The organism is Vibrio salinus, from assembly GCF_021272385.1.
Lineage (GTDB): Bacteria > Pseudomonadota > Gammaproteobacteria > Enterobacterales > Vibrionaceae > Vibrio > Vibrio salinus.
On the sequence record NZ_JAJSDZ010000005.1, the window covers coordinates 891,052 to 905,026 of the forward strand.

Annotated in this window: 9 protein-coding genes, 2 tRNA genes and 2 rRNA genes; 5 read left to right on the forward strand and 8 right to left on the reverse strand. The window is 44.1% G+C overall.

Translation table 11 applies throughout. The annotated features are described in order from the left end of the window. Positions 1-82: 82 nt before the first annotated feature. The gene (ppk1, locus tag LRQ06_RS04270) at positions 83-2,179 is read left to right on the forward strand and encodes a polyphosphate kinase 1 (protein WP_232765196.1); all 2,097 of its coding nucleotides are present in this window, start codon (positions 83-85) and stop codon (positions 2,177-2,179) included. Next, entirely contained in the window at positions 2,172-3,713 is a 1,542-nt protein-coding gene (gene ppx, locus LRQ06_RS04275) for an exopolyphosphatase (protein ID WP_232765197.1), read from the forward strand. Before ppk1 ends, ppx begins: the two co-directional genes overlap by 8 nt. On the opposite strand, the gene LRQ06_RS04280 is transcribed toward ppx, so the two are convergent. Genes LRQ06_RS04280 through phoB form a run of 3 tightly spaced genes read right to left on the reverse strand, consistent with a single transcriptional unit; the run spans position 3,700 to position 6,672 of the window. Next, positions 3,700-4,662, reverse strand: a complete 963-nt coding sequence (locus LRQ06_RS04280; RefSeq protein ID WP_232765198.1) for a PstS family phosphate ABC transporter substrate-binding protein — start codon at positions 4,660-4,662, stop codon at positions 3,700-3,702. The genes ppx and LRQ06_RS04280 overlap by 14 nt on opposite strands. Then, positions 4,659-5,960 (reverse strand): phosphate regulon sensor histidine kinase PhoR, encoded by a 1,302-nt coding sequence (gene phoR, locus LRQ06_RS04285; RefSeq protein WP_232765199.1) that lies wholly within the window; start codon positions 5,958-5,960, stop codon positions 4,659-4,661. The genes LRQ06_RS04280 and phoR overlap by 4 nt, the downstream gene beginning before the upstream one ends. Positions 5,961-5,982: 22 nt before the next feature. Beyond that, a complete protein-coding gene (phoB, locus tag LRQ06_RS04290) occupies positions 5,983-6,672 on the reverse strand; it encodes a phosphate regulon transcriptional regulator PhoB (protein ID WP_232765200.1) in 690 nt (229 codons plus the stop codon). 209 nt (positions 6,673-6,881) lie between these two features. On the opposite strand from phoB, the gene rdgC reads away from it, so the two are divergent. The 3 genes from rdgC (at position 6,882) to LRQ06_RS04305 (ending at position 9,617) form a co-directional block, all read left to right on the forward strand. After that, the gene (rdgC, locus tag LRQ06_RS04295; RefSeq protein ID WP_232765201.1) at positions 6,882-7,790 is read left to right on the forward strand and encodes a recombination-associated protein RdgC; all 909 of its coding nucleotides are present in this window, start codon (positions 6,882-6,884) and stop codon (positions 7,788-7,790) included. Between the two features lie 170 nt (positions 7,791-7,960). Continuing rightward, positions 7,961-9,361 carry a prephenate-dependent tRNA uridine(34) hydroxylase TrhP gene (gene trhP / locus LRQ06_RS04300; protein WP_232765202.1) on the forward strand — a complete coding sequence of 467 codons (1,401 nt, stop codon included), beginning with the start codon at positions 7,961-7,963 and terminating at the stop codon, positions 9,359-9,361. 1 nt (position 9,362) lies between these two features. Beyond that, positions 9,363-9,617 (forward strand): YfhL family 4Fe-4S dicluster ferredoxin, encoded by a 255-nt coding sequence (locus LRQ06_RS04305; RefSeq protein ID WP_232765203.1) that lies wholly within the window; start codon positions 9,363-9,365, stop codon positions 9,615-9,617. 48 nt (positions 9,618-9,665) lie between these two features. Here the strand turns inward: LRQ06_RS04305 and nfsA are convergent, their stop codons facing one another. From nfsA to LRQ06_RS04330, 5 genes are all read right to left on the reverse strand, one after another. Continuing rightward, entirely contained in the window at positions 9,666-10,388 is a 723-nt protein-coding gene (gene nfsA, locus LRQ06_RS04310; RefSeq protein ID WP_232765204.1) for an oxygen-insensitive NADPH nitroreductase, read from the reverse strand. 140 nt (positions 10,389-10,528) lie between these two features. Continuing rightward, positions 10,529-10,605, reverse strand: a tRNA-Trp gene (locus LRQ06_RS04315). An 18-nt stretch (positions 10,606-10,623) separates the two neighbouring features. After that, positions 10,624-10,700, reverse strand: a tRNA-Asp gene (locus LRQ06_RS04320). 60 nt (positions 10,701-10,760) lie between these two features. Next, positions 10,761-10,876, reverse strand: a 5S ribosomal RNA gene (gene rrf / locus LRQ06_RS04325). 86 nt (positions 10,877-10,962) lie between these two features. Further along, a 23S ribosomal RNA gene (locus LRQ06_RS04330) occupies positions 10,963-13,852 on the reverse strand. Positions 13,853-13,975: the final 123 nt, after the last annotated feature.

Genomic DNA, 13,975 nt, shown 5'->3' on the forward strand with positions numbered 1-13,975 from the left:
GAGTAATATTATCCGATATCATCCTTCTTACATTACTCATTTTTTGTCTATGAAAACCATCGATTTTATCAGGGAACCGGTAATGAGTTCGGAAAAATTGTATATTGAAAAAGAATTAAGCTGGCTATCGTTTAACGAACGTGTGCTTCAGGAAGCAGCTGACAAAAATGTCCCTCTTATTGAAAGAGTCCGCTTTCTCGGTATCTTCTCTAATAATTTAGACGAATTTTATAAAGTTCGCTTTGCCGATGTTAAACGTCGCATCCTGATTGATATCGAACAAACCGGCAATAACAGCGCAAAACACCTGCTCTCAAAAATGCAGTCTAAAGCACTGAAATTAAATGAAGATTTTGAAACACTTTATAACGACCTTATCAAAGAAATGGCCCGCCGGCGAATATTTCTGGTCAACGAAACCCAGCTTGATGAATTTCAGCAAAAATGGATCACAAATTATTTTTCAGACAAAGTTCTGCCGCATATCACTCCGTGGCTAATTAGTGAAGGGGCTGATATTCTGCAACACCTAAAAGATGAATATGCCTACATTGCCGTCGATCTGAGAAAAAACAATCAGTCTCAGTATGCGTTAATCGAAATACCAACTGACCAGTTACCCCGGTTCATCATGGTTCCTGAACAAAAAGGAAAGCGACGGAAAACCATTATTCTGCTCGATAACATCATTCGTTACTGCCTGAATAATATCTTTCAGGGCTTCTTTGATTATGATGAGCTTAACGGCTATGTAATCAAAATGACCAGAGATGCCGAATACGATTTAAGCAACGAAGTCGAATACAGTCTGGTCGAACAGATGTCGGAAGGGCTAAGTCAACGTTTAACCGCAATGCCGGTTCGCTTCATTTATGATAAAGAGATGCCGGATGAAATGTTGCAGTTTTTATGCAATAAACTGGAAATATCGAATTATGACAGCCTGGTTCCGGGCGGGCGTTACCATAATTTTAAAGACTTTATTTCTTTCCCGAATGTCGGAAGAGAATATCTGGAAAACCGCCCGCTACCTCCAATGAAATGTGCGGACTTTGAAGGATTTGCCAATAAATTTGATGCGATTAAAGCTCAGGATATCCTTCTTTATTATCCTTACCATACTTTTGACCACATTACAGAGTTCGTCAGACAGGCATCCTTTGATCCCAAGGTACTGAGTATAAAAATCAATATTTACCGGGTAGCAAAAGATTCTCTTCTGATGCACACCTTAATTCATGCAGTTCAAAACGGGAAATCAGTCACTGTAGTTGTCGAACTGCAGGCCCGGTTTGATGAAGAAGCCAATATCGAGTGGTCTAAAATTCTGACCGATGCCGGTGTTCATGTTGTCTTCGGAGCTCCAGGGTTGAAAATTCATGCCAAACTTTTACTGGTAAGCCGCAGAGAAAATGGTGAAATCAAACGCTATGCTCATATCGGTACAGGTAACTTTCACGAAAAAACGGCAAGAATATATACGGACTTTGCTCTTTTAACGGCGGAGCAGGAAATTACCAACGAAGTACGGAACGTATTTAACTACATTCAGAACCCATACCGGACCTATCAGTTTAATCATCTGATTGTTTCTCCTCACAATTCCCGGAACAAACTGTATACATTGATTGAACGTGAAATTAAAAATGCTAACAACGGCAAAACAGCGGCATTAACGGTAAAAATCAATAACCTGGTCGATAAAGGACTTATCAGTAAACTATATGAAGCCAGCAATGCAGGGGTTGAAATCAAAATGATCATCCGGGGGATGTGTTCTCTGGTTCCCGGAGTCAAAGATGTCAGTGAAAATATCAAAATCATCAGCATTGTTGATCGTTTCCTTGAACACCCGAGAGTATTTATTGCGCATAACAACGGCAAGCCAGAAGTTTATATCTCATCTGCAGACTGGATGACCCGTAATATTGATTATCGTATTGAAGTTGCAGCCCCGGTACGTGACGAACGTTTAAAACAGCGTATTATAGACATACTAAATATACACTTTACTGACACTGTGAAAGCGCGCTGGATCGACAAAGAAATGAGCAACAGTTATGTTAGTCGCGGGAATAAGAAAAAAATCCGCTCTCAGGTTGCCATTTATGATTACATAAAATCAATGGAGAAAAAAACGCGCAGACAGAAAGATCAAAAACAGACACAATATGAGTAATGATATAGATAACTCCCGCTACATCGCGGCCATCGATTTAGGTTCCAATAGCTTTCATATGGTCGTAGCAAAAATAGTCAATAATGACTTACAACTCATTAGTAAACATAAACAGAGAGTTCATCTTGCTTCTGGTCTCAAAGAAGATAAAACCCTCGATGATGACGCAATACAAAGAGGGCTTGATTGTCTGGCTATGTTTGCAGAAAGGCTTCAGGGATTCAACGAAGACGACGTCCGGATTGCGGCGACTCATACACTGAGACAGGCTCGCAATCGTCACGTTTTCTTAAGCAAAGCCAAAGAGGTTATTCCTTACCGGATTGAAGTGATCCCTGGTGTTGAAGAAGCCCGCTTGATCTATCTGGGTGTTGCCCATACCCAACCTCAGTCAGATGGTATGCTGGTTGTGGATATTGGTGGCGGAAGTACCGAAATGATCATCGGACAAGGTTTTGAGCCCCAGTTAGTCAATAGCTTGCAAATGGGCTGCGTAAGTTATACCGAGCGTTTTTTCTCTAAAGGAAAGCTTACCGAAAAAGCGTTCCACAAAGCGACACTGGCAGCAGAGCAAAAATTAGAAGCCTTAGCCGCACTTTACCGCCGCCTTGGATGGAATACTGCATTTGGCTCATCAGGTACCACTAAAGCCATAAAAGAAGCCATCATAGGCATTGGTTATGATGATGGCATCATCACTCCGGAACGTTTAAGTGATCTTATCGAAAAAGTATTACACTTCAGCACCATCGATGAATTTGAGTTAAAAGGACTCTCTGATGATCGAAAACCCGTTTTCATCGCCGGTCTTGCGATCATGAATGCGATTTTTAACTCACTAAAAATCAAAAAAATGTCTTTTTCTGACGGCGCCCTTCGTGAGGGACTACTGTATGAAGTCGAAGACGCTTTCAAATACGAAGACATCCGTATTCGTACAACAGAAAGTTTAGCCAGCAAACATTACGTTGATTTGTCTCATGCTCATAATGTTAAAAACATGGCAAGTCATTTCTTTAAACACATTTCTCCTCAGATAAATCTGCCAAAGAGAATGAAAAACGAACTGTTCTCGCTACTGAAATGGGCAGCACTGCTTCACGAAGTCGGACTGAGTATGAGCCTTCAGGGATATCACAAGCACTCCGCTTATATTCTTCTGAATACGAATATGCCTGGATTTAACAGTGAACAACAACTCGTTATCTCTACATTGGCCCGCTTTCATCGTAAAGCGCTTAAACTGGGTGAAATGCCCGAGTTCAACCTGTTTAAGAAAAAACACATTACTCAGCTAATTCGTATATTACGCCTTGCTGTTGTCCTGAACGGGCAACGGAATGATATGCCACTGCCACAGGTTTTCATTGAAGTATCCAGCGATGATGAGTGGTCAATCTTTTGTGAGGATAATCACTGGCTGACTGATAACCGTCTTCTTGATGCAGATCTTCAGAATGAGCAGAATCATTGGAAAAACGTTGGCTGGACACTGAACATTACCCACCAGCCTTTAACCGTTAATAATGAGTGATCCCTACTTTTGCTAACTCTTTCCCGGCCACTTCTGGAGAAACTGGAATGTAACCATCTTTTGCCACCAGTTGCTGGCCCTGTTTAGAGTAAATAAACTGAATAAATTCCCGTTCCAGAGGCGTCAAAGGTTTATTCGGTTTTTTATTAACATAGACGTAGAGATAACGTGAAAGCGGATATTTTCCGGTAACAATATTATTGTCAGTCGGGGAAATATAGGTATGGCCTTCTTTTGCGATAGGAACCAATCTTACTCCTGACACCATGTAGCCCATTCCTGAGTAACCGATCGTATTAATGGAAGAAGCAACCGACTGAACAACCGAAGCTGAGCCAGGCTGTTCATTTACATTCATCGCAAAATCGCCACCGCACAAAGCTGTCTTTTTGAAGTACCCATAAGTACCAGATACCGAGTTACGACTGAATAGCTGGATGGATCGTCTTGCCCATTTGTAGGGGATACCAAGCTGTTTCCAGGTCGTTATACGATGCTTAGCCCCACATAACATTGTTGACGAAAATATCGCATCAATTTGTTTAAAATTAAGCCCTTTGATGGGGTTATCTCTCTGGACGAAAATCCCAATAGCATCAATTGCTACCCGCAATTGCGTCGGTTTATAACCGTAAACATTTTTAAATGCCTCTATTTCCCGGTTACGCATTGGCCGACTCATCGGGCCAAACTGGGCAGTTCCTTCCGTTAGTGAAGGGGGTGCAGTAGATGAACCAGAAGCCTGAACCTGAGCATCAACATTAGGGTAATAGGTTTTAAAAGCTTCAACCCAGAGGGTCGTAATACCGGCTAAAGTGTCAGAACCTACGGTCAACAAAGAGCCGGTAATACCAGAATGCTTTGCATAATTCTTCAACTCATAAGAAAAAGCATGAGAAGAAATACTTAATAAAATAAGCAGGGAAATAATCGTCTTTAACGGTTTCATTGATTCACAACTAACCTATCAGGCAATACAAAAGAAAACTTACTGCCAACCCCAACCTCACTTTGAATTTCCAGTTGAGTATCATGATGAGACAACGCGTGTTTCACGATGGCCAGTCCCAAACCACTACCCCCGGTATCCCGGGATCTTGCTTTATCTACCCGATAAAAACGTTCTGTTAAACGATGCAAGTGTTGTGGCTCAATACCATCACCTGAATCTTCAACTTCCAGACTGGCCCCCTGTTCCGTCTTGAACCAACGAATCTTGATTTCAGAGCCGGGGGGAGTATATTTCACAGCATTGTAGACCAGATTCGAAATAGCACTTCTTAATTGATCTTCATCACCAAATACTTTCAGAGAATTATCGACATCAAAATAAAACTCATGAGCCTGATCGCCACTCAAACTTTTTGCTTCTTTTTCCAGGATATCAAGCATTGCCGGGACATCAACCACATCTTCAAGCTCATGAGTTGCGGCCGCTTCTATTTTAGACAACGTTAGTAACTGATTGACCAGACTGTTCATACGGTTTAGCTGCTGAGTCATCACACCATGTGCTTTTGACCACATCGGCCCTACCAACATATCCGGATCTTCTGTCATTTCCAGATACCCCTGAAGGACCGTCATTGGAGTCCTCAGTTCATGAGACACATTGGCAAAGAAATTTCGCCGCATCCCTTCCAGCTGTTTCAACTGAGTTACATCACGGACAACCAGCAGATGCTCGCCTTCGGTATAAGGTACAATACGAAGTTCCAGAATCTTATCTGTATTAATAGGCGAACGAATGTCTAAAGGTGATTCAAAATCCCCTTTATTCAGATACTTAATAAAATCCGGTGCACGAAGTAAATTCGAAATAGGCTGACCTTCATCATCAGGCCAGCGAAAACCTAGCAGATGTTGGGCAAGTTTGTTACACCAGACAATATTCCCCTCATCCCTGAAAACAACCACAGCATCAGGTAATGATTCAGCACCATTTCTGAATCGTCTGATTAAGTTAGTCAACTCTTTACGCTTACGCCTGTGTCTTTGGTGAAGGCGATAGATACCATTAAAAAGGGATTCCCAATTGCCTGAACCAGAAGGCGGTGTCAGCCTTTTATCATCCCACAACCAGACAGACAGACGAATTTGATTGTTCAAATGCCAGATAAGCTGAATCGCAGTTGCGGCAAACAGCAACCACGGCATATAACCGAATACCCATCCAATAATAACCCATGGAAGGTAAAAAAAAGCCAGCTCCCATGCCAGCCTTTTCCAGGTAAGACGTTCAACCATTATTATCCTTTACTTATAGATATTACGATTTGGTTGAAAAACGATAACCGGCGCCACGAACCGTCTGAATCAATTTGTCGTGACCGGCATCTTCCAGGCACTTACGCAAGCGACGAATATGAACATCCACTGTGCGGTCTTCAACATAAACATTGGTTCCCCATACATTGTTGAGCAACTGTTCACGGCTGTACACGCGCTCCTGATGTGTCATAAAGAAGTGCAGTAACTTAAATTCTGTTGGCCCCATGTCCAAAGCCTGTTCATGTGCAGTAACCCGATGAGAGACAGGATCTAACTTAAGTCCCTGAACATCAATCACATCTTCAACAGATGTTGGCGTAACACGACGAATAACCGCTTTTAAACGAGCAACCAGTTCCTTAGGTGAAAATGGCTTGGTAATATAATCGTCCGCACCGACTTCCAGCCCTCTGACTTTATCTTCTTCTTCGCCACGTGCCGTTAACATAACGACAGGAATATTTCGGGTTAACTCTTCCCGTTTCATATGTTTAATGAAATTAATGCCGCTGCCACCAGGAAGCATCCAGTCTAACAAAACAAGATCTGGATAGGGCTCAGATAACCGATTGATTGCGGTATCATAATCTTCAGCTTCTACTGCCTGATAACCCTTCTGTTCGAGAACAAAACATAGCATCTCTCGAATTGGTGCTTCATCCTCGACTACCAGAATTCTTCTAGACATAAAACTCTCACCTATCGTTTCTTTATCAACAATTTTTCTATCAACGCAATGCATTATTAAAGATAATTATGACACTTTTGTGACCCTTGAAAACAAATTTTCATATAATTTTAGCAGCAAATTCATTGTTATATTCAAAAAATGCGATAAGACTTTCTCGCATTATTAGCTTAATATATCGCCCCAACAAAGGAACTTAAGAGACTATTATGTGGTTTAAAAATGCTATCGTTTATCGGGTAAATAAAGAGATAAAATTCGATGAAAATCAACTAGAAAAACAGCTTTCTGAATTTCATTTTACTCCTTGCGGCAGCCAGGATAGACAAAAGTTCGGTTGGGTTCACGCCATGGGAAAAGCCGGCGATATGATGACTCATGTCGCGGATGGAAATATACTTCTCTGCGCCAAAAAAGAAGAGAAAATGCTCCCGGCTTCTGTCATAAAAGAATCATTAAGTGACAAAGTTGACAAACTTGAAGCTGAAGAAGGTCGCCCTCTAAAGAAAAAAGAAAAAGATACAATTAAAGAAGATATTATTATTGATCTCCTGCCCCGGGCATTTTCTAAAAGCCAGTTGTCTTACGTACTCATCATGCCGGCTCACCACATGATTGTCGTAGATGCAAGCAGCTATAAAAAAGCAGAGGATGTCATTGCACTATTAAGAAAGTCCATGGGAAGCCTGCCTGTTGTCCCGGCAATTCCTGAAAAAGCTGTAGAAACGACACTCACAAACTGGATTCAGGATCAAACCACACCAGCAGGCTTTGATATTCTGGCAGAGGCTGAGCTGAAATCACTTCTTGATGACGGCGCCACTATCCGCTGTAAAAATCAGGATTTAACCAGTGATGAAATTCTAAAACATATTGAATCAAATAAAGTTGTCACAAAATTAGCTCTAAACTGGGAGGACCGAATATCATTTGTTCTCTCAGAAGACGCAACACTGAAACGCCTGACATACAGTGATGACCTGAAAGATCAAAATGATGATATTCCCAGAGAAGATCAGGCCGCCAGATTTGATGCCGATTTTTCACTTTTATGTGGTGAACTCGGCTTGCTACTACCAAACTTATACAATGCATTAGGCGGCTTCCCAGACCAGTAATAGTTCGATTAGCGAGAGAGGAAGTCGAATCAGGCCCCTCTCTTTTCTACCTTCATGGAATAAACCGCAACAGCCCCTAGCCATTAAGTATTAATTAACGTAAAATTTGCGCCCTCTCAGTACCATCAGGTGGTGCTGACCTGACTTGTAATCAGATTTTGGAAAGAGCAATGACGACAGAAAAAACATTTATTCCGGAGCTATTATCTCCAGCCGGAAGCCTTAAAAATATGCGCTATGCGTTTGCCTATGGTGCAGATGCTGTATACGCAGGACAGCCTCGCTATAGCCTGCGTGTCCGCAACAACGAATTTAATCATGAAAACCTGAAAATAGGTATCGATGAAGCCCATGCTCAGGGAAAACGCTTCTATGTGGTATGTAATATTCAGCCACACAACTCGAAACTAAAAACGTTTATTCGTGATTTAAAACCTGTTGTAGATATGAATCCAGACGCATTAATTATGTCAGATCCTGGCTTAATTATGATGGTTCGTGAGTCTTTTCCAGATATGGACATTCATTTGTCTGTTCAGGCAAATGCGGTTAACTGGGCTTCAGTAAAATTTTGGGAATCTCAGGGAATTACTCGAGTTATTGTTTCTCGAGAGTTATCTCTGGAGGAGATAGAAGAAATTCGCCAACAATGCCCTAAGATCGAAATTGAAGTATTCGTTCACGGTGCTTTGTGTATGGCTTATTCGGGCCGTTGCCTGCTTTCCGGTTACATTAATAAACGAGATCCAAATCAGGGAACCTGTACCAATGCCTGCCGTTGGGAGTACAAAGTTGAACAAGGGAAGGAAGATGACGCGGGTCAGATCGTCGAGCAGTTCACTCCTAATGAAGCTCAAAAAATTGATGTTCAGCAAGAACGTCCGGACAACACCATTGGTTTGGGTAAACCTTCTGACGAAGTTGTTCTGCTGTCTGAAAGTCACCGCCCGGAAGAGAAAATGGCCGCATTTGAAGATGAGCATGGTACTTACATCATGAACTCAAAAGATCTTCGTGCAATTCAACATGTGGACCGCCTGACAAAAATGGGCATCAACTCTCTGAAAATCGAGGGAAGAACCAAATCATTTTATTACTGCGCAAGGACAGCTCAGGTATATCGTAAAGCGATCGATGATGCTGTTGCTGGTAAACCGTTTGATGAAGGCCTGATGACGACATTGGAAAGTTTAGCTCACAGAGGCTACACAGAAGGTTTTTTACGCCGTCATACCCACGATGCTTATCAAAACTATGATTACGGTTACTCCATTTCAGATTCTCAACAATTTGTCGGAGAATTTACGGGGAAACGTCGAGGTGATTTAGCTGAGGTCGAAGTAAAAAACAAATTCTGTCTTGGTGACAGTTTAGAATTAATGACCCCTGACGGTAATATCCTGTTTACGCTTGAGGCAATGGAAAACCGCAAATCACAACCAGTTGATGATGCAAAAGGTAACGGCCATTTTGTCTTCATTCCAGTTCCTCAGGATCTGAATCTGGACTACGCTTTACTAATGCGTAATTTACAATCCGGACAAAACACGCGTAACCCGACAGGCAAGTAATATGGCATTACTTATTACCGGTAAATGCACAAATTGTGATATGTGTGAGCCAGAGTGTCCCAATAACGCTATCTCTTTTGGCGACAGTATTTATGAAATTGATCCTGCGTTATGTACAGAATGCAAAGGTCACTATGATCAGCCAACCTGTCAGTCTGTTTGCCCGATTTCAAACTGCATCATTATCGATCCTGAGCATACAGAAACAGAAGAAGAACTGTTAGAAAAGTTTGTCATCATCCAGGGGCTGGCTTAGTTCTCTTTAAAAACATAAGCCCGATAGTTACATCGGGCTCATGTTCCTTTACCTTTTCGCCAATTCTTTGCTATTCAGATAGTTTAAAATATACGGCCTTGATTCCTTCTCAAGCTTTGCCGTCGCTTCTTCCGACCACCCCGATATTTTTGAATTTTCAGTCCGGGTTTGATAATACCCTCGTATCGTTTCATCATACTGGCTAACAGCCTCTTTATCTAAAGGCTGATAAGCGTTTTCATGAAAAATAACCCTCTGAGGCAGCCTGGGTTTTAGCTGAGGGTCCTGATCAGGGTATCCCAGACACATACCAAATAAAACAGCACAATGCTTGGGAAGCTCCAGTAGTTCATCCACTTTCTCTATCTGGTTACGTAAACCACCAATGTACACACCGCCTAATCCCATGGATTCCGCTGCTAATAAACAGTTTTGAGCCATTATTCCGGCATCCACTGCTCCAATTAACGTCAACTCCATGTAATCACTGTGAATCTTAGGATTCAATTCAAAATGGCGATGATAATCGATGCAAAACACCAAAAACTCAGCTGCAGAGGCAACATAAGGTTGACCACCCGCGTAGTCAGCCAGTTTGAGACGTTTTTCTTTATCCGTAACCCAAATAACAGAAACAACCTGAAGTAAGCTGGAAGAGGACGCCGATATCCCTGCCTGAATGATCTTTTCCAAATCACTCGCTGGGATCGAATCTTCTTTAAACTTACGAATAGAACGATGCTTCATTATTGTATCAATAACGGCTGTCATCCAGTCTCTCCTATGAATGAATCGGTGAACTAAAGTTAGTGAGTCTGCTATCTAAAATATCGGCAAACAGAAAGGATTGAAATAGGACTTAATATATTTTTATACAAAAAAACCTCAGCTTTCGCTGAGGTTTTGTAATATGGCAGGGGTGGAGAGATTCGAACTCCCAACACGCGGATTTGGAATCCGCTGCTCTGCCAATTGGAGCTACACCCCTAGAAATCAAATTTTAAAATGGCGGAGCGGACGGGACTCGAACCCGCGACCCCCGGCGTGACAGGCCGGTATTCTAACCAACTGAACTACCGCTCCGCATTGGCTAGCTAAAGTGCTAATCTGTGTCATCAGAATCTCTGATAACAGAAAATAAAAGCCTGGCGATGTCCTACTCTCACATGGGGAAACCCCACACTACCATCGGCGCTAATTCGTTTCACTTCTGAGTTCGGCATGGAGTCAGGTGGGTCCAAATCGCTATGGCCGCCAGGCAAATTCGTTAATTCGGAAAGCTGTCTTATTCTCAATCCACAACCAAGATTCTCTCTTGAGTCCGCCAAAACCTTTTCGGTGTTGTATGGTTAAGCCTCACGGGCAATTAGTACAGGTTAGCTCAACGCCTCACAACGCTTACACACCCTGCCTATCAACGTTCTGGTCTCGAACAACCCTTCAGGACGCTTAAAGCGCCAGGGAAGACTCATCTCAGGGCTCGCTTCCCGCTTAGATGCTTTCAGCGGTTATCGATTCCGAACTTAGCTACCGGGCAATGCGATTGGCATCACAACCCGAACACCAGAGGTTCGTCCACTCCGGTCCTCTCGTACTAGGAGCAGCCCCCTTCAATCTTCCAACGCCCACGGCAGATAGGGACCGAACTGTCTCACGACGTTCTAAACCCAGCTCGCGTACCACTTTAAATGGCGAACAGCCATACCCTTGGGACCGACTTCAGCCCCAGGATGTGATGAGCCGACATCGAGGTGCCAAACACCGCCGTCGATATGAACTCTTGGGCGGTATCAGCCTGTTATCCCCGGAGTACCTTTTATCCGTTGAGCGATGGCCCTTCCATTCAGAGCCACCGGATCACTATGACCTGCTTTCGCACCTGCTCGAGCCGTCACTCTCGCAGTCAAGCGGGCTTATGCCATTACACTAACCTCACGATGTCCAACCGTGATTAGCCCACCTTCGTGCTCCTCCGTTACTCTTTGGGAGGAGACCGCCCCAGTCAAACTACCCACCAGGCACTGTCCTCATCCCCGATTAGGGGACCAAGTTAGAACATCAAACATACAAGGGTGGTATTTCAAGGATGGCTCCACACAATCTGGCGACTGTGTTTCATAGCCTCCCACCTATCCTACACATGTAGGCTCAATGTTCAGTGCCAAGCTGTAGTAAAGGTTCACGGGGTCTTTCCGTCTAGCCGCGGGTACACTGCATCTTCACAGCGATTTCAATTTCACTGAGTCTCGGGTGGAGACAGCGTGGCCATCATTACGCCATTCGTGCAGGTCGGAACTTACCCGACAAGGAATTTCGCTACCTTAGGACCGTTATAGTTACGGCCGCCGTTTACCGGGGCTTCGATCAACCGCTTCGACCAAAGTCTAACAGCATCAATTAACCTTCCGGCACCGGGCAGGCGTCACACCGTATACGTCATCTTACGATTTTGCACAGTGCTGTGTTTTTAATAAACAGTTGCAGCCACCTGGTATCTGCGACTCCCGTCAGCTCCATCCGCAAGGGACTTCACCATCAGGAGCGTACCTTCTCCCGAAGTTACGGTACCATTTTGCCTAGTTCCTTCACCCGAGTTCTCTCAAGCGCCTTGGTATTCTCTACCCGACCACCTGTGTCGGTTTGGGGTACGATTCCTTACTGTCTGAAGCTTAGAGGCTTTTCCTGGAAGCATGGCATCAATGACTTCACCACCTTAGTGGCTCGACATCGTGTCTCAGCCTTAAAAAGAGCCGGATTTACCTGACTCTTAAGCCTACGCACTTGAACCTGGACAACCATCGCCAGGCTCATCTAGCCTTCTCCGTCCCCCCATCGCAACAGTAAGAAGTACGGGAATATTAACCCGTTTCCCATCGACTACGCTTTTCAGCCTCGCCTTAGGGGTCGACTTACCCTGCCCCGATTAACGTTGGACAGGAACCCTTGGTCTTCCGGCGTGGAGGTTTTTCACCCCCATTATCGTTACTCATGTCAGCATTCGCACTTCTGATACCTCCAGCGTGCGTTACCACACACCTTCAGCGGCTTACAGAACGCTCCCCTACCCAATACGATAAATCGCATTGCCGCAGCTTCGGTTTACAACTTAGCCCCGTTACATCTTCCGCGCAGGCCGACTCGACTAGTGAGCTATTACGCTTTCTTTAAATGATGGCTGCTTCTAAGCCAACATCCTAGCTGTCTGAGCCTTCCCACATCGTTTCCCACTTAGCTGTAATTTGGGACCTTAGCTGGCGGTCTGGGTTGTTTCCCTCTCCACGACGGACGTTAGCACCCGCCGTGTGTCTCCCGGATAGTACTTACTGGTATTCGGAGTTTGCAAAGGGTTGGTAAGTCGGGATGACCCCCTAGCCTTAACAGTGCTCTACCCCCAGTAGTATTCGTCCGAGGCGCTACCTAAATAGCTTTCGGGGAGAACCAGCTATCTCCGAGTTTGATTGGCCTTTCACCCCTAGCCACAGGTCATCCGCTAATTTTTCAACATTAGTCGGTTCGGTCCTCCAGTTGATGTTACTCAACCTTCAACCTGCCCATGGCTAGATCACTCGGTTTCGGGTCTATATCCAGAGACTAAACGCGCAGTTAACACTCGCTTTCGCTACGGCTCCCCTAATCGGTTAACCTTGCCACTGAATATAAGTCGCTGACCCATTATACAAAAGGTACGCAGTCACCTAACTAGTAGGCTCCTACTGCTTGTACGTACACGGTTTCAGGTTCTGTTTCACTCCCCTCACAGGGGTTCTTTTCGCCTTTCCCTCACGGTACTGGTTCACTATCGGTCAGTCAGGAGTATTTAGCCTTGGAGGATGGTCCCCCCATTTTCAAACAGGATATCACGTGTCCCGCCTTACTCGATTTCACTCATACAATGCCGTCAGTTACGGGGCTGTCACCCTGTATCGCGTGCCTTTCCAGACACTTCACCTGACACTGTATCAGCTTAAGGGCTACTCCGATTTCGCTCGCCGCTACTTTCGGAATCTCGGTTGATTTCTTTTCCTCGGGGTACTTAGATGTTTCAGTTCTCCCGGTTCGCCTCATTAAGCTATGTATTCACTTAATGATACTTACTGCTGTAAGTGGGTTTCCCCATTCGGAAATCTCAGATTCAGGTGGCTCTTACTGCCTCATCTGAGCTTATCGCAAGTTAGTACGTCCTTCATCGCCTCTGACTGCCAAGGCATCCACCATGTACGCTTAGTCACTTAACCATACAACCCGAAAAAGTTTCGGAATGTGGTCTTGTCACCAAGATTTGTCTGCCATTTTTATACATGCGGCAGACTATGATATTGCCGGACTCAATTTCCAAGAACACTTGATTGTGTTGGTCT

Coding starts and splice junctions, on each gene's coding strand:
- ppk1 (WP_232765196.1), top strand. CDS start 83: ATGAGTTCGGAAAAATTGTATATTGAAAAAGAATTAAGCTGGCTATCG.
- ppx (WP_232765197.1), top strand. CDS start 2,172: ATGAGTAATGATATAGATAACTCCCGCTACATCGCGGCCATCGATTTA.
- LRQ06_RS04280 (WP_232765198.1), bottom strand. CDS start 4,662: ATGAAACCGTTAAAGACGATTATTTCCCTGCTTATTTTATTAAGTATT.
- phoR (WP_232765199.1), bottom strand. CDS start 5,960: ATGGTTGAACGTCTTACCTGGAAAAGGCTGGCATGGGAGCTGGCTTTT.
- phoB (WP_232765200.1), bottom strand. CDS start 6,672: ATGTCTAGAAGAATTCTGGTAGTCGAGGATGAAGCACCAATTCGAGAG.
- rdgC (WP_232765201.1), top strand. CDS start 6,882: ATGTGGTTTAAAAATGCTATCGTTTATCGGGTAAATAAAGAGATAAAA.
- trhP (WP_232765202.1), top strand. CDS start 7,961: ATGACGACAGAAAAAACATTTATTCCGGAGCTATTATCTCCAGCCGGA.
- LRQ06_RS04305 (WP_232765203.1), top strand. CDS start 9,363: ATGGCATTACTTATTACCGGTAAATGCACAAATTGTGATATGTGTGAG.
- nfsA (WP_232765204.1), bottom strand. CDS start 10,388: ATGACAGCCGTTATTGATACAATAATGAAGCATCGTTCTATTCGTAAG.